This window comes from Marisediminicola sp. LYQ134, from assembly GCF_046599635.1.
Lineage (GTDB): Bacteria > Actinomycetota > Actinomycetes > Actinomycetales > Microbacteriaceae > Marisediminicola.
In genome coordinates, this window is the sequence record NZ_JBKIWP010000002.1 from 527,295 (window position 1) to 545,446 (window position 18,152).

General features: G+C 67.2%; 18 protein-coding genes and 1 tRNA gene. 12 read left to right on the plus strand and 7 right to left on the minus strand.

The genetic code is table 11. The features are described from left to right. Nucleotides 1-39: 39 nt before the first annotated feature. Nucleotides 40-2,610, minus strand: a complete 2,571-nt coding sequence (locus ACLHIH_RS11115; protein WP_411316879.1) for a DEAD/DEAH box helicase — start codon at nt 2,608-2,610, stop codon at nt 40-42. A 484-nt stretch (nt 2,611-3,094) separates the two neighbouring features. Between ACLHIH_RS11115 and ACLHIH_RS11120 the strand changes: the two genes are divergently transcribed. Beyond that, nucleotides 3,095-3,394: a helix-turn-helix domain-containing protein gene (locus tag ACLHIH_RS11120; protein ID WP_411316880.1), complete on the plus strand. Its 300-nt coding sequence runs from the start codon at nt 3,095-3,097 to the stop codon at nt 3,392-3,394. Next, complete coding sequence (locus tag ACLHIH_RS11125; RefSeq protein ID WP_411316881.1) at nt 3,391-4,740, plus strand: type II toxin-antitoxin system HipA family toxin; 1,350 nt, start codon at nt 3,391-3,393, stop codon at nt 4,738-4,740. Before ACLHIH_RS11120 ends, ACLHIH_RS11125 begins: the two co-directional genes overlap by 4 nt. A gap of 329 nt (nt 4,741-5,069) precedes the next feature. Here the strand turns inward: ACLHIH_RS11125 and ACLHIH_RS11130 are convergent. After that, nucleotides 5,070-5,140, minus strand: a tRNA-Gly gene (locus ACLHIH_RS11130). Nucleotides 5,141-5,429: 289 nt separating this feature from the next. Between ACLHIH_RS11130 and dcd the strand changes: the two genes are divergently transcribed. Then, the gene (gene dcd, locus ACLHIH_RS11135) at nt 5,430-6,032 is read left to right on the plus strand and encodes a dCTP deaminase (RefSeq protein ID WP_411316882.1); all 603 of its coding nucleotides are present in this window, start codon (nt 5,430-5,432) and stop codon (nt 6,030-6,032) included. 249 nt (nt 6,033-6,281) lie between these two features. Further along, nucleotides 6,282-7,187 carry a hypothetical protein gene (locus ACLHIH_RS11140; RefSeq protein ID WP_411316883.1) on the plus strand — a complete coding sequence of 302 codons (906 nt, stop codon included), beginning with the start codon at nt 6,282-6,284 and terminating at the stop codon, nt 7,185-7,187. Between the two features lie 10 nt (nt 7,188-7,197). Here ACLHIH_RS11140 and ACLHIH_RS11145 read toward each other — a convergent pair whose 3' ends face one another. Beyond that, complete coding sequence (locus ACLHIH_RS11145) at nt 7,198-7,758, minus strand: TetR/AcrR family transcriptional regulator (RefSeq protein WP_411316884.1); 561 nt, start codon at nt 7,756-7,758, stop codon at nt 7,198-7,200. Nucleotides 7,759-7,782: 24 nt separating this feature from the next. Between ACLHIH_RS11145 and ACLHIH_RS11150 the strand changes: the two genes are divergently transcribed. Further along, entirely contained in the window at nt 7,783-9,009 is a 1,227-nt protein-coding gene (locus ACLHIH_RS11150; protein WP_411316885.1) for an MFS transporter, read from the plus strand. Here ACLHIH_RS11150 and idi read toward each other — a convergent pair. Further along, nucleotides 8,966-9,487, minus strand: coding sequence for an isopentenyl-diphosphate Delta-isomerase (idi, locus tag ACLHIH_RS11155; protein ID WP_411316886.1), 522 nt, complete (start codon nt 9,485-9,487; stop codon nt 8,966-8,968). The genes ACLHIH_RS11150 and idi overlap by 44 nt on opposite strands. Nucleotides 9,488-9,509: 22 nt before the next feature. On the opposite strand from idi, the gene ACLHIH_RS11160 reads away from it, so the two are divergent. From ACLHIH_RS11160 to ACLHIH_RS11185, 6 genes are read left to right on the plus strand one after another with little or no spacing between them, the layout of a single operon-like run. Next, nucleotides 9,510-10,580: a polyprenyl synthetase family protein gene (locus ACLHIH_RS11160; protein WP_411316887.1), complete on the plus strand. Its 1,071-nt coding sequence runs from the start codon at nt 9,510-9,512 to the stop codon at nt 10,578-10,580. Further along, on the plus strand, nt 10,580-11,509 hold the full coding sequence (locus ACLHIH_RS11165; protein WP_411316888.1) for a phytoene/squalene synthase family protein: 930 nt from the start codon (nt 10,580-10,582) through the stop codon (nt 11,507-11,509). Before ACLHIH_RS11160 ends, ACLHIH_RS11165 begins: the two co-directional genes overlap by 1 nt. Further along, complete coding sequence (crtI, locus tag ACLHIH_RS11170; RefSeq protein ID WP_411316889.1) at nt 11,506-13,242, plus strand: phytoene desaturase family protein; 1,737 nt, start codon at nt 11,506-11,508, stop codon at nt 13,240-13,242. Before ACLHIH_RS11165 ends, crtI begins: the two co-directional genes overlap by 4 nt. Then, on the plus strand, nt 13,242-13,616 hold the full coding sequence (locus ACLHIH_RS11175) for a lycopene cyclase domain-containing protein (RefSeq protein ID WP_411316890.1): 375 nt from the start codon (nt 13,242-13,244) through the stop codon (nt 13,614-13,616). The genes crtI and ACLHIH_RS11175 overlap by 1 nt, the downstream gene beginning before the upstream one ends. Continuing rightward, complete coding sequence (locus tag ACLHIH_RS11180; RefSeq protein ID WP_411316891.1) at nt 13,613-13,948, plus strand: lycopene cyclase domain-containing protein; 336 nt, start codon at nt 13,613-13,615, stop codon at nt 13,946-13,948. The genes ACLHIH_RS11175 and ACLHIH_RS11180 overlap by 4 nt, the downstream gene beginning before the upstream one ends. Beyond that, a complete protein-coding gene (locus tag ACLHIH_RS11185; RefSeq protein ID WP_411316892.1) occupies nt 13,945-14,811 on the plus strand; it encodes a prenyltransferase in 867 nt (288 codons plus the stop codon). Before ACLHIH_RS11180 ends, ACLHIH_RS11185 begins: the two co-directional genes overlap by 4 nt. A gap of 427 nt (nt 14,812-15,238) precedes the next feature. Here ACLHIH_RS11185 and ACLHIH_RS11190 read toward each other — a convergent pair whose 3' ends face one another. From ACLHIH_RS11190 to ACLHIH_RS11200, 3 genes are all read right to left on the minus strand, one after another. Next, nucleotides 15,239-15,490: a zinc-ribbon domain-containing protein gene (locus tag ACLHIH_RS11190; protein ID WP_411316893.1), complete on the minus strand. Its 252-nt coding sequence runs from the start codon at nt 15,488-15,490 to the stop codon at nt 15,239-15,241. 49 nt (nt 15,491-15,539) lie between these two features. Then, complete coding sequence (locus tag ACLHIH_RS11195; protein ID WP_411316894.1) at nt 15,540-16,046, minus strand: MarR family winged helix-turn-helix transcriptional regulator; 507 nt, start codon at nt 16,044-16,046, stop codon at nt 15,540-15,542. Nucleotides 16,047-16,151: 105 nt separating this feature from the next. Next, a complete protein-coding gene (locus ACLHIH_RS11200; RefSeq protein WP_411316895.1) occupies nt 16,152-17,609 on the minus strand; it encodes an MFS transporter in 1,458 nt (485 codons plus the stop codon). A 94-nt stretch (nt 17,610-17,703) separates the two neighbouring features. On the opposite strand from ACLHIH_RS11200, the gene ACLHIH_RS11205 reads away from it, so the two are divergent. Then, nucleotides 17,704-18,114: a hypothetical protein gene (locus ACLHIH_RS11205; protein ID WP_411316896.1), complete on the plus strand. Its 411-nt coding sequence runs from the start codon at nt 17,704-17,706 to the stop codon at nt 18,112-18,114. The last annotated feature ends 38 nt before the right edge of the window (nt 18,115-18,152 follow it).

The following is an 18,152-nucleotide window of genomic DNA, read 5'->3' on the forward strand; positions in this document are numbered from 1 at the left end:
ATTGGTGCGACCCTCTCGGCCCGACCTTTGGGACGGGGGTCAATCCCCTGGACGAATGCGGCTCTGTGTGAGGCGGTCGATGACCTGGCTCGGCAGACAGCCGTTGTCGGCGAGCGCGGCACGAACATGCTTCTTCTGGTCTGGCTCTGACAGCTTCCCAGTTGCGGTGGACAGCAGGTCCGCCCAAACGGCAGCTACATCGCCCGCAATCGTGCTGACCACGGCAGGCGAACTCAGGTAGACGTTCCGGTTGGCAATTGGTGCGTGCCGGGGATCGACCGTGAGCTTGTCGGACAGGAGGACTATGGGACTGTTGGCGGGCGCACTGTCCATCTCTCGGTCAGCAGCGAGCTGATCCATCTGCGTGTTTGCCTGCCGAATGTCCTTTACAGGTAGCAGGCCGTCGTCGTGTCCTTCCGACTTCGCCTCGACCGTCAACCACATTGCGTTTCCCCACTCCCATGCAGAGTCCGCACGCGCCTGACCCTTCGGCTTTTCGGCGGAGGCGCCAAGGAACGACCCCAGCGAGGTCAGGCCGCGTTCGTACCGCTTCGCTTCGTCCTGTCCAAGCGCCGCCTGCATCTCAAGGAGCTCGTTCCTAAGAACACCGGACTTGAGCTTGCCGCGCAACCGCGCCACTATCTCGTTCACGGCGATCACGTCCATCGGTGCCAGGTCGATGTCGGGCGCGCCAGGCAGAGGCATCATTTCGCGCAACCATGTCCCACGGTTGGCGGCCATTCCCGCCTCTCTGACCAGGTCACGAGCCTTCGCGCGTTGCGTCTCGTCCTTCGCGCCCAAGTGCATCCATACGCCCGCGATGTACAGCAGCAGGCCTCGGTATCCGCGCGTGGCTTCCGGGCCGACCTGCGCGACTGCCTCCTGCAGCTTCTTGCTAGCCGCGACCCATTCGCTGGCATAGGCGAGCTGCCACGCCTCCACCTCAAGCGGCGCGGCCTTGCCTAGCGGCTCGGCAGCCGCGGGCTCGACCTTCTTGGCGTCCTCGAGGAACTCGGCGACCTTCTCTTCGCCACCCGTGCGCCAGCCTTCATCGTGCTCTAGAAAAGTCTGGACGTTCTCAACGATGACATCCGCGTCTACACCGCGGCTGTTCTCCCAGCCGAACTGTACCTCCGCCTGTAACTCCGGATCGAGAGCCGCAATGTTCTCCGGCCGCGCGAAGTACTTTGTGAGATCCGCCCCCCTTATGACAACAACGGCGAAGTCGTTCGGTCCCCGGGTGCTGCGGCCAGCCCCCTGTACGATCCGAGTGCGGATCCGCTCCAAGAGCGCAGAGTTCGCCTCCGCGCGCTCGCTCAAGAACCTTTCTTGCAAACCCACCGCGTCCGGCTTGCCGTCCAGCACTACGACCCGGCACGCGTCGTCGGGAAGGTCCATCCCGTCATACCGGTTCGCGAGGCCGAGTAGGCCAGTCGTTGCTTTCGCGAACGCACGGAGTCCCTGCGAGTCGAGCTCGTCCCTGCCCGACACGGGAATACCCTCACCGGCGAGCTGGGAGGCCGCATCCTCTGCACGTTCGACCGTGTCCTGGCTGAGAACCAGCGCCTTGTTGGTCAGCGCCACGATTCGCTTCGTGAGGGCAAGGCTGCCACCTCCAGCAACCAGGTCGGGAAAAACGAACAGCCGGCGACCCGACCGCGGCGCCGTCTTTGACTTCAGCGGCATGCGCACGATCGACGTGCGCCCGAATGCGCGCTCCAGCTCGCCACCAGATCCAAGGGTCGCCGACAGGTATATGCGCTGCCTAGCTTGCGCGAACACCTTGTTCTCAGATGTCGGAGGGATCATCGGGCGGATCTGAATTCCGCTGTACGACAGGTAAACGAGACTCGCGTCGAAACCCGCGCGAATCATCGCGTGATCGTACTTGTGGGGCCTCCCCAGCTTCGCCAGCGTCGAGTCCAGCACCGCCAGCGCTTCCCGGTCGACGGCTGGGGCGATGAGGCGAACCGCGTGGTGCGAGCCAGGGTCCGGGGGCCCTTCAAGCCGCTGGAATTGCAGCCCGGACAGAAACGGCTTCAGGGCCGTCAGTACCGAAAGATAGGCCGTTTCGTCCCGCGACCGGCGAATGTCGACACCGTGCTTGTGGCCCACGAACTGCTCACCTGCGTGCGCGTCATCGAAAATGAGGAGTCGAGGGGCAGGCACGTACGGACGAGTGTTGAATATGGAACTGTAGGTGGTGAGCCCAACCATCTCTCCGGCTTCGACGGCCATCTCGTCGGCGGGATCCCAGTCTTCATGCTTTCCGATGAGCAAAGCGACAGGGATCCCCTCGCGCTTCGCCGTCTTCTCAACCTGCTTCGCCAGCTGTGTGGTGGGCGTTGCGTATAGGACTGGACCTTCACCCTTTCGGCGCACCCACTCTCCGATCAGCAGACCTGGCAGCGTCTTCCCGGTACCTGTCGGGAGCTCGAGCGCGAGGTCCGCAGTCTCTGTGTGGTTCTCGGCGTATGACCTGATCACGTCGCCCTGATGTACCCACAACCCTTGCGCAGCTTTGCCGGTCCGCGGCATTGGGCTCAGGTACATTTCCTCGGGAGTTTCGAACTGCTGAGTAGCCTTCTTGGTCTTGCCGACGAATGCCACGGTGTTCTCCTCTCGCGCCCACTGCATCCGCTTGATCAAGCGCGTCGGCGTTCGACATATTCTGTCGTACCCGCCCACAGTGCCGTCCCGCTCATGGGAGGCGGCGAGTTCCCCGTCCCCAAAAGTCTGCAGGCGAATAGCCATGGCCAAGGCCGGAGCTCCCTCGGGGGTGGGCAATGACGTTGATGCAGTCGAATCATGCATCCGAGCTGTACGGGTAGCTGTGCGCCAGTCTCCGCATGTTCGCGCCCGCCAGGCGCGGTCATCCATGCTTGAGGTGCGCGGTGCTAGCTAGCGTGAGACACGTACCAACTCATTTTGAAACGACGACAGGCGGTCGATCCGGGCTGCTGTGCGGTCGAGAGATTCGCCGCTGGGTGTCCGTCCGCGCATGTATCGGCTACTACCGTGTGTCAATAATGACGGCTAGGCTACTCATTAGCTCGATTTGCGGCGACTGTAGCCGCCACTAGAAAGGCACTTTATGGCTTCTCGGTCCTCCGCTGTACGCGATCGGCGCATTGCCGAGCTAGGTGCACATGTCAGTGCGTGGCGCAAGGCAAGCCGAATCACAGCTGACCTTCTGGCTCAGCGGGCAGGGATCACCCGCGATACGTTGCGCGCGATTGAGACCGGGTCTGGTTCGGTGAAGGTCGAGAATCTCTTCGCCGTGCTTGAGGCTCTGGGGTTGGATGCGGCCGTAGTTCGAGCCACTGATCCGACCGGCGACGATCGGGGCCGGGCGCTACTGGAGCGCGGTCTGCCCACAAGGGTTCGGTCGTGAAGCTCGTTATCGCGGTCGTCCTGCCGGACGGTTCGGAAGTGGCCGCCGGCGAGATCGAGTCGATCGGTTCGCCTGGACGCGAAACAGTCGAGTTCCGCTACGCCGATTCGTTTCTACGGAACCCGCTCGCCTACGACCTCAGCCCTGAACTCCGATTGGGGTCGGGCCGGTTCACGGCTTCCGGTACGAGAACGATGCTTGGGGGAATTTCCGACGCTCAGCCCGACGCGTGGGGCCGCCGACTCATCGAATTTCAGCGCAAACGAACCGCGCGTCTCTCCGGAGCCAGATACACCCGAGCCACAGAGATGGACGTGTTGGCGGCGGTACCGGACAGAACACGTCAAGGCGCTCTTCGGGTAATCGCCGACGGCACGTACGTGTCCCACGTGTCGGCTGCCCCTCAAGTCCCCGAGTTACCCGATCTGGTTGAGGCCGCACGAGCGTTCGAGGCCGATGAGGAAGTCGACGGTCGATTCCTTGCTCTCCTCGACGCGGGAAGCCCAATGGGCGGTGCTCGACCGAAAGCGACAGTGCAGATGAATGATGGCAACCTCGCGATCGCCAAACTGCCCCGCGAGGGTGATTTCGGTGACGCCATGGCATGGGAAGCGACGGCGCTCGAACTCGCCCGACTCTCCGGAGTCACAGTGCCGAGGTTCGAACTCCACCGGCTGGGGGATCGGTCGGTACTTGTTATCGAGCGATTCGATCGTGCTGACGGCCAACGGATCGGGTACTTGAGTGCTGACAGTCTCCTGGTGAAGCAGCAGGGTGAGATCACGAGCTACACGCAACTCGCACACGCAATGGCGCTGGTGAGCTCAAATCCGAAACGCGACGGCCGCGAACTTCTTCGCCGAGTCGCTGTGACGCTCCTCGTGAACAACTTCGACGACCACATGAGGAACCACGGGCTACTTCGCGAGCGAAATGGGTGGCGGCTGTCCCCGGCCTTCGATATCAACCCGTTCTACCGACACGGAACCGCGCCATCGACACCCATTTCGGATGCGGATGATCCGAGCGATCGGGACATACGCAACTTGCTGAGCTCCTCGGACGCTTTCAGCGTCAGCGAGTCAGAGGCTCTACAGATCATCCGCGAAGTCGAGAAAGTGACGGGGAACTGGCGATCCGTGGCCGCGAAGTTTGGCATCACACCAGAAGGAGCGAACGCCATGCAGGCGGCGTTCGATAGCCCAAACCGTGATGAGGTGGAGCGGATGGCCCCGCAGAAGAGACGGATCCCGGCTACATCGCCAGCGGGCCAACCCAGGGAAATCGACGGTCGTTTCGGTGAGAAATCCCAGAGCGTCCCCGAGGTTGGCCTCGAGCCCGGCTGACATCCGAGCATCGGCCCCGCAGGAGCGCCGCAAGCGCGAGAGTATCTGGGGTCCGCCGTCCAGGAAGCGAGCGAAGAAGCGATCGGGCCACGGGAAGGTTAGGGAGATAGTCGACAACCAAGCGACGCTTGGTTCACCTCGCCCCCGGGCGGAGCTCGGGTAGCTCGCCTCTCGAATCCGCATTGTCGAGCAGGGAGTTGAAAGCTCGGTGCTCGGTCAGCCCCGGTTCGTCCGATCGAAACCTGAAGAACGACAGGCACTGGTCTCGATTCTGTGAGACGAGTCTCAACTTCGGTGAGACCGGACACTAGTTTGAGAACTGACAAGAGAGCGAGTGACGGGAATCGAACCCGCGCTATCAGCTTGGGAAGCTGAAGTTCTGCCACTGAACTACACTCGCGCGTCCGCTGCCTGAGGCCGCGGAACTGGGGTCCACTCTACCGGCTGTGTGCGCTCGTCGGCCCGGGATGGGCGGCGAGCGGCCGTGCTCGGCAGCGGGGCTCGCGACATCCGCGCGTCTGATTTGCGTCCGCAGCGCAGATTTGGTGCGCGGATGCCGAAACCGGCGGCGGATGTCGCGGCGGCGCCCTCCGCGCCAGCCCCGACGCCACGCCACGCCACGAGACGCCAAGCGGCGCCGCGCGACCCCCGGCGCCGCTGACGTCACCGCGCGCCGATACCATTGCGCCATGCTGCTCTCCGACCGCGACATCAAAGCCGAGATCGACGCGAAGCGGGTGGCCCTCGAGCCCTACGCCCCCGAGATGGTGCAGCCGTCGAGCATCGACGTGCGGCTCGACCGCTACTTCCGGCTCTTCGACAACCACAAGTACCCGTTCATCGACCCGGCCGAAGACCAGCCCGACCTCACGCGCCTCGTCGAGGCGAAGGGTGACGAGCCGTTCATCCTGCACCCCGGCGAGTTCGTGCTCGGATCCACCTTCGAGAAGGTCACACTGCCGGATGATCTCGCCGCACGCCTCGAGGGAAAATCCTCGCTCGGGCGACTGGGCCTCCTTACCCATTCCACGGCGGGTTTCGTCGACCCCGGGTTCACCGGGCACGTCACGCTCGAGCTCAGCAACGTCGCGACACTGCCGATCAAGCTGTGGCCGGGCATGAAGATCGGGCAGCTCTGCTTCATCCGTCTGTCGTCGCCCGCCGAGCACCCGTACGGGTCGGCGGCCTACAGCTCTCGCTACCAGGGCCAGCGCGGGCCCACGGCGTCGCGGTCGTTCCAGAACTTCCACCGCACCGAAACCTCGCACCGCGACGAGAGCCGCCTCGACTGACGTGAACCTGCGGTGATTCTCAACGGTCCTCGCGGCAGGCGCCTGTGCCTCGAGTACGCGATGGCCAAAGACGCGCGCCGGGCAGAAAGTGCGGGCGTGAGGCCGGAGCTCCGCATTGCAATTCGAGGTACAGCCCACAAGCTCGATCCGGCATCGAGTTCATCTAGCGCTTTCTTCGCCTTCGTGAGCGAGCGAGGTGCAGACGACCCGTTGAAGCCTGCTGCCCCGGAAATCACCACCCCGGCGGGCGTGGCCGACCTGCTGCGCGCCAGCCCGCTCGAAGTGGCGGGCGTCGAAGAGCTCCTCGCGGCGCTGCAGGCGTCGGTTGATAGCGCGCGCTACTGGCAGGAACCCGACGGCGAAGACGTATTGACCACCACTCGTGACGTTCGGGCTGCGTTGAATCAGCTTGCGCAGATGATCAGCGAGCATTCGCTCGCTCGGTGGTGGACGGCACCGGTCGACATCGACTCGCAGTGGTTCGTGCTTTTCGACGGGATGAAGGCGCCCGTGGCGGGCGATGTCGAGGGCGCGCTTGAGCGGTGGAGAACTGAAATCGGTGCCGAGGAAGAGCGTGCGCAGCGGGAACGCCCCATCGACCCCGCGGCGAGCTGGGGCGGCAGCTGGTGGTCGATACCGCCGCGGTCGTTGCTGAGCACAACCCGGCGCTTGAGTGCCGGGAAGGTCGCTAACGACGTCGGCATCCCGACCGACCTCGGCCCTGCCGGACTGCACCTGGTCGAGGACGCCATGTTCGACCACGCGGCGGTGCATCGCGCGCTGGTCCCCGAGGGCTTGCGCATCTACGAGATCGACGGGCCCGCCGCCCTCGCCGAACTCTGCGCGCAATACCCGTTCGAGGTCACCGCGTCGCGCCGCCACGACTGGTTCCGCACCACAGGGGTCGACCGTCGTTGGGTCATCCCCGACTGGCAGCGCGTCGCCGCCGACTTCGACGGCGTGCACCTCACGGTCGCGGGCTACCTCGAGACGGCGGGCCGCGACATCCGCGTCACCGACGACCTATCGACGGTGCTCGCAGGGTGGGACCCCGACCAGACCTGGTGGCTCACCGACCGGGTGCGCCTCGACGACGGAGCCGACGCGATCGTCGAGAGATGGTCACGAATCAACGACGGGTGGTGCCGAGACTAGCTGGCAGTCGTCACGCCGTCTTCACGAGCGCCGCCGCGACCGCCCGCGCCGTGTCGGTCGGATGCTGCGGCTCGCGCAAGCGCATGGCGAGGTAGCCCGAGATGACGAGCACGAGCTGGTCGGCGATCGACTTCGGTGCGGTGAGGCCCGCGGCCGCGGCGAGCTCGCTGAGACGGGAGCGCATCGTGTCGGTGTCGCGAGCCACCGCGGCGCGGATCTCCTCCGGTGGGTCGGCGTACTCGGCCGACGACCCGAGAAAAGCGCACCACCGTGACCCCTCCGGGCGCACGCGGAACTCGTCGAGGGCGTCGAAGATGGCGAGCAGCCTGCCCCGCGGCGTCGTGCGGCGGGCGATGGCGGCATCCCACGCATCCATCCACGCGCGATGCCTGCGCTCGAGGGCGGCCGCCACGAGCGCCTCCTTGCTGGGGTAGCCGCGATAGAGGGTCGCCGCCGAAACACCCGCGCGAGCGAGCACCGCGTCGATCGGTGTCGCCGCGATTCCGGCGGTGAAGAACAGCTCGTCGGCGGCATCGAGCAACTTCGTCTCGGTCGACGCGCGAATAGCCATGCCAGCACCCTAGACTCTCTCAATATGAAACGACCGTTTTTGTTTATAGTGTCTCGGGCGACCGGTGTCGTCATCGCGGGCACCGCGCTCATCGCCGTGACCTACGGCCTCGTGCGCCTCGCCTACGGATTGTTTCTGCCCGACATCCAGGCCGATCTCGGCGTCGACGCCGCCGTCGCCGGCTTCATCTCGTCCGCCGCCTCGGTCGGATACTGCGGGGGAGCGATCGTCGGGTTCTTCATCGCCGCGCGGCACCCCCGACTGCTCGTCGCGGCGGCAGGGGCGAGCGCCGTTCTCGGCGCCGCGGGCATGGCCGGCTCGAACGGCGTCGGGATGTTCGCCGCCTCCGCCGTGGCCGGATCCCTCGGTGCCGGCCTCGCGTCCCCGGGCCTCGTGAGGCTCGTCGGGCGCAACGTGGCCGCGGCAGCGAACGACCGCAGCCAGGCGATCGTCAACTCGGGCACCGGCCCGGGGCTCGCGGCCGCAGGCATCCTCGCCCTCGTGCTGCTGCCCGACTGGAGGCTCGCGTGGGCCGTGGTCGCGGTGATCGGGGTGCTCGCGACCGCCGCGGTTCTCGTGCTCGACCACGCGGGAAAGGCCGAGACCACCATCGGCGCCGACGCCGCCGCACCGGATGCCCGCACCCGCCCCGGTCTGCCCTCACGCTCGTGGTTCGCGCACCACGCGCGCGTCATCGTGGCGGCCCTGCTCCTCGGCGCGGGCTCGGCCGCGGGTTGGAACTTCGGGCGCACCCTCATCGTCGAAGCGGGGGCGTCAGACGAGACCTCGGCGGTGGCATGGATCGCGATCGGTGCCGGCGGTGCGGCCGTCATCGGCACGGCACGGTGGCTCGCCTCTCGCGGGCCGCGCGCCGCCTGGACCATCACGACGCTCACGGTCGGCGCCTCGACGGCGATGCTCGCGGTCGTTCCGGGTGCGCTCATCCCGAGCCTCGTCGCCTTCGCCGCGTTCGGCTGGGCCTACGTCGCCGCGACCGGGGCGCTCATCGCCTGGACCACCGAGATCGACCCCGAGCGCGCCCCGAGCGGCACGGCACTGCTCTTCGTCGTGCTCGTGTTCGGGCAAGCGCTGGGTGCTGCGGTGCTCGGCGTCGTCGCCGCGGGTGCCGGACTCGTGCCCGCATTCATCGTGGGCGCCGTCGTGACTCTCGCAGCAACGGTTGCGGCGATGCGGTGGCGCCGTGCAGCTACGCCGGCCAGCGCTCCAACTGCCACCCGAGCCACGGGCTGAACGCGAACGGCGCAGCGGCCACAGAGGCACGCAGCTCGTCGGGGGTCAGCCACGCGAACTCGGCGACCTCCTCGGGGTTGGGGGCGACAGCATCCGTCGTCACCGCCGTGAACACCGGGCAGATCTCGTTCTCGACGATTCCGGATGCATCCACCGCACGGTAGCGAAAATCGGGTATCACGGGCGTGACATCGGTCACGGTGATGCCCAGTTCCACGAGTGCGCGCCGCGCGAGGGCGTCGGAGGGTGTCTCGCCGGGGGCGGGGTGCCCGCAGAACGAGTTGGTCCACACGCCGGGCCACGTGCGCTTGCCGAGCGCGCGGCGCGTCACGAGCACGCGCCCGTCGGCGTCGTAGACGTGGCACGAGAACGCGGCGTGCAGGGGGGTGTCGTGCGTGTGCACCGTGGCTTTGTCTGCCCGGCCGATGGGGGCACCGTCGTCGGTGACGAGCACCACGTACTCCGTCGTTGTGCTCATGCTCGTCAGATAGCCTTACCGGGTGAATGCACAGCGGCTGCACGACCTCTCGGTGGAGAGGCAGGCTCAGGTCGACGCCGTGCTGGATCGGTTCTTCAGCCTAGCCAAGAACCGCGCGGCGAGCTTCGGCGCCGAATACGTCAAGCTCTGGCAGACCCTCGAATCGAACACCATCGGGGGCAAGCGTTTTCGTCCGCGCATGGTCATGGCCGCCTACCAGGGCCTCGGCGGAACCGACGACCAGGCCGCCGCCTACGTGGGCGCGGCTTTCGAGCTGCTGCACACCGCGCTCATCGTGCACGACGACGTCATCGACCGGGATTTCAGTCGCCGTGGCATCCCCAACGTCTCCGGAAGCTACCGCGACATCGCCACCACGGCGGGCATCCCCGTGCCGACGGCCGAACACCGCGGGCTCTCCGCCGCGGTCATCGCGGGCGACCTCGCGCTCTTCAACTCCTACCGACTCATCGACCGCAGCGGTGTCGACGACGGCACTCGCGAACGCATCCTCGAGATCATGGATGACGCGCTCTTCGCATCGGCGGCAGGCGAGCTCATCGACGTCGACTTCTCCATCTCCGCATCGATGCCCGCGGTCGACGACGTGCTCTCGATGGAGCGACTCAAGACCGCCGTCTACTCGTTCGAGGGGCCGCTGCAGGCCGGGGCCGTGCTCGCGGATGCCCCGGAATCCGTCGTCATCGCGCTCGGCCGGTTCGGGCGCGAAGTGGGCATCGCCTACCAGATCGTCGACGACCTCCTCGGGGTGTTCGGCCTCGAAACCGAGACGGGCAAGACCACGATCGGCGACCTGCGGGAGGGCAAGCGCACCGTGCTCATCGCGCACGCGACGTCGACCGCGCAGTGGGGCTTCATCAAAGACTTCGTCGGCAAACCCGACCTCACCCTCGACGAAGCCGCGGCCGTGCGTGCGGCACTCGAGGAGGGCGGCAGCCGCCGCTTCACCCAGCAGCTCGCGCGCGACCACGCCGAACGCGCGCTCGAGAGCCTCGAGAACCCGGAGATCCCCGATCAGCTCACCGCCGAGCTCACCGCGGTCGCCGCCGACGTGCTCAGTCGAGTGAAGTGATGGCACGGCAACGCCCCGCGGCCGACCGCCGCGCTTCACGACCCCGCCCGCGACCGCGCCGTGAGAGCCTCTACGACCGCGTCGCCGAAGAGACCGCCGGTGTCGTCATCCGGCGCTACTCCACGTCGTTCGGGCTCGCCTCCCGACTGCTCGGGCCCGACGTGAGGCAGCACGTCGAGAACATCTACGCCCTCGTGAGGGTCGCCGACGAGATCGTCGACGGCAGCGCGTCGGGCGCGGGGGCCGACCAGATGACGGTCGCGCGCATCCTCAACGACCTCGAGCGCGACACCGACGACGCCATGCAGCAGGGCTACAGCGCCAACCTCGTCGTGCACGCGTTCGCCCTCACCGCGCGCGAGACGGGCTTCGGCACCGACCTCACCGCGCCGTTCTTCGCCTCGATGCGCGCCGACCTCAGCGCGACCGAACACGACACCGCGAGCTTCGACGACTACGTCTACGGGTCGGCCGAAGTCGTGGGCCTCATGTGTCTGCGCGCGTTCCTGCAGCACGAGACCGTGAGCGCAGCGGATGACGCGACCCTCGTGCACGGGGCCAGGCGGCTCGGTGCGGCGTTCCAGAAGGTCAACTTTCTGCGCGACCTCGCCGCCGACTACGAGCAGCTCGGCCGCAGCTACTTTCCCGACATCGACGTGCCGAACCTCACCGAGGAAGACAAGAACCGGCTGCTCGACGACATCGACGCCGACCTTGCCGAGTCGGCGGCGGTCATCCCCATGCTCCCTCGCAGTTCGCGCCGGGCTGTTGCTCTGGCGCAAGCGCTATTCTCCGAGCTGTCGGTGCGCCTCCGGGCGACCCCGGCGCAGCAGCTCATCCGGTCGCGCGTTCGTGTGCCCAACCCGGTGAAGCTGCGGATCGCCGCAGCCGCAGCATCCGGTCGACTACCGAGAAAGGGCACCCCATGAGCCGCATCGTCATCATCGGTGGAGGAATCAGCGGGCTCGCGTCGGCGGCGCTCCTCGCTCGCGAAGGCCACAGCGTGACCGTGCTCGAGGGGCGCGACCAGGTCGGCGGCCGCGCGGGCTCGTGGGAGCACGAGGGGTTCCGCTTCGACCTCGGCCCGAGCTGGTACCTCATGCCCGAAGTCTTCGACCACTTCTACAAGCTGCTCGGCACGAGTGCCGAAGAGCAGCTCACACTGGTGACCCTCGACCCCGGCTACCGGGTGCTGTTCGAGAACGCCGAGTCGATCGACATCGCCGCCGACCCCGACGAGAACCTCGAGATCTTCGAGCGCATCGAACCCGGTTCGCGCAAGAAGATCGTCAAATACCTCGCGTCGGCCGCCGACACCTACGAGATGGCGAAGCGCCGCTTTCTCTACACGAGCTTCGAGAGCCTCCTCCCTCTTCTGCGGGGGGACGTTCTCTCCCGACTGCCGCGCCTCGCGCGACTGCTGCTCCAGCCGCTCTCCACCCTCGCCGCGAGAACCGTCAAAGACGACCGGCTGCGCCAGATTCTGGGGTTCCCCGCCGTGTTCCTCGGCTCCTCGCCGTTCATCACGCCGAGCATGTACCACCTCATGAGCCACCTCGACCTCGACGACGGCGTGCTCTACCCGATGGGCGGACTCATCCGCCTCATCGACAGCGTCGAGAACCTCGCCCGGGCCGAAGGCGTCGAGATCGTCACCAACGCGCGGGTCACGCGCATCGTCACTCGCGACGGTGCCGGCCGGAAGCCGGTCGCCTCGGGAGTCGAATACACGGATGCCGCGGGCATCCCCCACGCGCACGACGCCGACATCGTCGTCTCGGCGGCCGATCTGCACCACACCGAGACCACGCTGCTGCCGCGCGAACTGCAGACCTACCCACAGGAGTACTGGAACAAGCGCACGCCCGGCCCCGGCGCCCTGCTGCTCTACCTGGGTGTGGAGGGCGAGCTCCCGCAGCTCGAGCACCACAACCTCATGTTCACCGAAGACTGGAAGAAGGGCTTCGACGCGATCTTCGGGCCGACCCCGTCGATCCCCAACCCCGCGTCGCTCTACGTGTGCAAACCGAGCGGCATCGACCCGTCGGTCGCCCCCGAAGGCCACGAGAACCTCTTCGTGCTCGTGCCGATCCCCTCGGACCCGCTGCTCGGCAAGGGCGAGATCGACGGCGACGGCGACCCCCGCATCGAGGCGGCCGCCGACCTCGTGATCGAGCAGATCGCCTCATGGGCGAACATCCCCGACCTCGCCGACCGCATCGTCGTGCGCCGCACCATGGGCCCCGGCGACTTCGCGAGCGACCTCAACTCCTGGAGCGGCACCCTGCTCGGGCCCGCGCACATCCTGTCTCAGAGCGCGCTCTTCCGTGCGGGCAACGTGAGCAAGAAAGTCGACGGCCTCTATTACGTCGGCGGCTCGACCATCCCCGGCATCGGGTTGCCGATGTGCATCATCAGCGCCGAGGTGCTGCTCAAGCGACTGCGCGGCGACACCTCGACCGAGCCGCTGCCCGAACCCCTCGTGAGCTCGCTCGCGCCCGTCGGCCTGCCGACGGCGGAGCAGCCCGCCGTCGTGGACGGCGCGGCGGCTTCGGGTGCTGGAGCTTCTGGTGGGGCGGCTCCGGGTGCGGGCGTTTCAGGTGGTGGCGGAGCTGGTGGAGCGGCTGGTGCTGCCGCGTCGGGTGTGCCCGAGTCGCGCTAGTGGGCATCCTCTACCTCGTCGCGCTCGCCATCTCGATCACCGGGATGGTCGTGCTCGACCGACGCTTCACCCTGTTCTTCTGGCGAGCACCCCGCCGGGCGGCGATCGTGCTCGTGGCGGGGGTCGTCTACTTCCTCGTCTGGGACCTCGTCGGAATCGGAGCCGGAGTGTTCTTTCGCGGCGAGACCGACTTCATGACGGGGCTCCAGATCGCCCCGGAGCTCCCCGTCGAGGAGGTCTTCTTTCTCGTGCTGCTGTGCTACCTCACGATGAACCTCGTGGCGGCGGCGCAGCGGGTCGTCGTCGCCCGCTCGCCGAAGAAGGATGCCCGGCTGGCGAGCTCCTCGCACGGACCCTCGGGGTCGCGATCGTGACCTACTGGCTCATCAACGTTCCCTTTCTCGTCTTCGCCGCCGTGGTGGCGGTCATCGCTGTCGCGCTCGTCGCGCGTCGACGTCGGGAGGGTTTCCGCGCGGTCGCGGTGGCTCTCACGCTCGGTATCGTGCTCATCATGACCGCGATCTTCGACAACATCATGATTGGGGTCGGCCTCGTCGGCTACGACACCGACCGCATCTCGGGTCAGTTCATCGGCATCGCCCCGCTCGAAGATTTCGCCTACGCGGTCGCCGCGGTCGTCATGCTGCCCGCGCTGTGGGTCATCCTGTCGCCGCGCGTGGATGCGGGTTCGGGGTCGCGAACATGAGCGTGCTCGCATCCCTCTTCGTGTCGTCGCGGCCGCTGAGCTGGATCAACACGGCGTTCCCCTTCGCCGCCGCCTACTTCGTCACGACATGCGAGGTCGACCTCGTGCTCGTGCTCGGAACCCTCTACTTTCTGATCCCCTACAACCTCGCCATGTACGGCATCAACGACGTGTTCGACTACGAGTCCGACCTCCGCAACCCGCGCAAGGGTGGCGTCGAAGGCGCGTTGCTCGACCCGCGTGTGCACCGCGTCACGCTCATCGCGGCGGTCGCGACGAATGTGCCGTTCCTCGTCTACCTCTTCGCCGTCGGCTCGCCCCTCTCCGCCGTCGTGCTCGTGGTGAGCGTCTTCGCGGTCGTCGCCTACTCGGCCAAAGGGCTGCGGTTCAAAGAGAAGCCGTTTCTCGACTCGATCACGTCAAGCATCCATTTCGTGTCTCCTGCCGTGTTCGGGCTCGCGATCGCTGATGCCATCGTGACGCCGGGGCTCGTCGCCATCCTCGTCTCGTTCTTCCTGTGGGGTGTCGCCTCTCACGCGTTCGGTGCAGTGCAAGACATCGTGGCCGACCGGGAGGGAGGGATCTCCTCGATCGCGACCGTCATCGGCGGCCGCGCCACTGTGCGCCTCGCCTTCGTCGCCTACGCTCTCGCGGGCGTTCTGCTGCTGTTCCTCGGGCTGCCGAGCGCGATCGCAGCGGTTCTCGCCATCCCGTATGCGGCGAGCGTGCTGCCGTTCTGGTCTATCAGCGACGCCGAAGCCGAAAGCGCCAACCGCGGCTGGAAGCGCTTCCTCTGGTTCAACTTCGCGAGCGGCTTCGTCGTCACGATGCTGCTCATCGTCTACGTGCTCACGAACTCCTAGCGAGCGCGCCGAGCCGAGATCTCGCGCCCACGCGCCCCGTCGCGACATCCGAGCGCCGCGCGGTCGCAAACTGCTGTTCTGCACCGCCGAGAACGACGATTTGCGTCCGCGATCGGTGTCTGGGTGGCGCGGTGTCGGGGTGTCGGGGTGGCGCGGTGGCGCGGTGGCGAGGATCGTCGTGGGCGGGCGTTCGCGCCGGGCGCAGACATCCCGTTGGGACCGATCGCGGTCGCATGTGGCGAATGGGCGGGTCAGTGACGACCGATTGCGTCCGCGATCCCTGGCCGAGCGGATGCAAGGCCGAGCGGGTGTCGCCGCATCCAACGCCGCCGCATCCCACGCCCGCGCACCCCGGGCCTGCCCAGCGGACACCCCGCGCCCACCCACCGGGCGCCGCGCCCCCGCACACGCACACGCACCACCGCGCCTACTGCGCGTGCGCGCCCACCCACTGCAGGGCGTTGTCGGCCTGGTCTTTCGTGATCTTGGTGACGCCGCCGCAGTTCGTGCACACGTTGACATAAGACGTCGACACCGGAAACAGCGGGATGAAGAAGAGCGTGAAGCGGTTCGTGTTCTTGATCACGCGCTGGGCGACCGCTTTCGAGCAGTAGCCGCACACGAAGTGCACGATCGTCAGAACGGTGTCGCGTGCGCTCGTGCCGAAGAGGAGAAACATCTGCTGATCGTATGCGCCGCGACCATCCGTCGCCGCCCGGTTGACAGGGTCAGCCGCGCCACCCGAGGTTGGCGGCCATGCGCTCGAGGGAACGCACGGTCGTCGCATAGTCGTCGTCGCCGACGCCCTCGGTGACGGAGGCGCGGATGCCCGCGACGACGTCGGCGATCCGCTCGAACGCGGCGCGCCCGGTCGGGGTCAGCACGAGGCCGCTCGGCGAGTCGGCGACCCACTCGCTCTCGATGAGCTCGTCGACCTCGCTCGACACGGTGAGGCCGTCGGCATCCGCGGGTTCCACGGGAGCGGCCTCGTCGAGACCGTCGGCGACCGGCGGGCGGATGTCGGCGGCTCGCGTGCGGGCCGGAAGAAACGGCTCGATCGCCACGAACAGCTCGTCGCGGGTGGTGGTTCCGACACTCAGCACGTTGAGCACCTGCCACTGTCGGCGCGTGACCCCGTGCTCGTCGATGGTGGAGTCGAAGCGCTCGTCGATCATGCGGTCGACGAGCTTGAGCCAGTATCCGATCGGTCGTTGATCGGCGATGAAGTCAGCCATGTCTCCACGATACGCCGGGGTCGCGGGCGAGCGGCAGGGGCGAGCGGCAGGGCGGCCCCGACAACCCGTGCAGGCCCGGCTACCCCGCCGGCCCCCGAAGCCCCGCTACTCGATGACCGACGGTCGCGCCTTCACCGGGAGCATGAGCAGTAGTCCGGCGAGAAGCACGAGCACGATGCCGATGATGCCGTAACGGGTGTCTTCGGTGAGCACCACGAAGAGGGTGAAGAGCCCGGGGGCGAGAAAGCTCACGGCGCGGCCGGTGGTCGCGTAGAGCCCGAAGATCTCCCCTTCGCGCCCGGGCGGGGTGATGCGCGCGAGAAAGCTGCGGCTCGCGGCCTGCACCGGTCCGACGAAGAGGCACAGGATGAGCCCGGCGATCCAGAAGCCCGTCTTGCCGTCGCCGATGAAGATCACCGACCCGCCCGCGAGAACGAGTCCGAGGAGCCCTCCGAGGATCACGCGCTTGGCGCCGATGCGGTCGTCGAGCCATCCGCCGATGAAGGTTCCGATGCCGGCCGAGACGTTCGCGGCGACGGCGAAGTAGATGACCTCCGACGGGCTGAACCCGAACACTTGCGCCGCGATGATGGCGCCGAAGGTGAAGACCGCGGCGAGGCCGTCGCGGAAGACCGCGCTCGCGAGCAGGAAGAGCAGCACTTGCGGGCTCTTCTTGGCGAGGGCCGCGACGGTGCGGAACAGCTGGCGGTAACTGCCGAAGAAGCTCACGCGGTTCTCGCGCGCTCGGGCCGGAATCTCGGGAACCTTGAGCAGCACCGGGATGGCGAAGATCGCGAACCACAGGGCGGAGACCACGATGGCGAAGCGGATGTCGAGCGAGCCGCCCTCCGCGCCGAATGGCACGTTGAGCACGCCGTTGCCCGTGTCGCTGCCGAAGTTCTGGATGAACAGCACGAGAAGGATGACGAGCAACACGATGCCGCCGACATACCCCATGCCCCAGCCGAAGCCGGAGACGCGTCCGACCGTTTTCGGCGTCGACACCTGCACGAGCATGGCGTTGTAGTTGACGCCGGCGAACTCGAAGAAGATGTTTCCGACCGCGAGGAGGGCGGCGCCCAGGTAGATGTAGCTCGGCACGGGCGCGACGAAGAACATCGCGAGCATCGCGGCGATCACGAGACCAGTGTTGACTCCGAGCCACAGCTTGCGACGGCCAGAGCCGTCGGACCGTTGACCGAGGATGGGTGCGAGTAGGGCCACGAGCACGCCCGCGATCGTGAGGGCTCCCGACACCACACTCGCGCTCGCCGCTTCGGCCGCGCCTTCGCCGCGTTCGGCGACGATTTCGGGGTCGAAGAAGAGGCTGCTCGCGAGGTAGGTGCTGAAGACGAACGTCGTGACGACGGCGTTGAACGATGCCGAGCCCCAGTCCCAGAGCGCCCAGGCGCGCACGCGCGATTTGGGGATGGGCGCGTCATCCGCGAGTCCCTGCGCGATCTGACCGTGCCCGACGGTGCCGATCGCCCTCGTGTTCGCGACGCGGGGAACCGCGGGGGTGTCGGGTCGGTCGGCGTCGTTGGCGGGGGTCGTGTCCGGCATGGTCACAGGCTAGTGTCCGGCGGTGAACGCGCGGGGTCGGGGCAGGAGGGGTCGCGGCCTAGGCTGGGGCCCACCACGATCAGGAGGAAATGTCATGACTGCTGCCTACGGACCCGACCAGTCCCACACCGCCGCACCCACCGCACCCGCCGCTGATGTCGGCGGCGCCGCGCCGGCCGACGGCAGCGCGCCGCGCAACGGGCTCGGCGTCGTGTCGATGGTGCTCGGCGTCGTGGCCCTCGTTCTCCTGTTGATCCTCGCCGTCGTGCAGGTGTTCGCCATCAGTGGCAGTGGCACGGCCGCCTTCGAGATCATCGGGCTCCTGCAGAGTGTCGTGTCGTTGCTCCTCGGTATCGCCGGGCTCATCACGGGACTCATCGCGCTGCAACGGCGGGGTCTGGCGCGGGGCGCCGCAGGCGTCGGGGTCGGCATCGCCGTCGCGATTCTCGCGAGCGCCATCAACGGGGTGCTCTTCTCGGTGCTCTACCCGTTCGTCGTCGGCTAGGTCCGACGGCGAACACGGGGCACGCGCGGGCAGCGGCC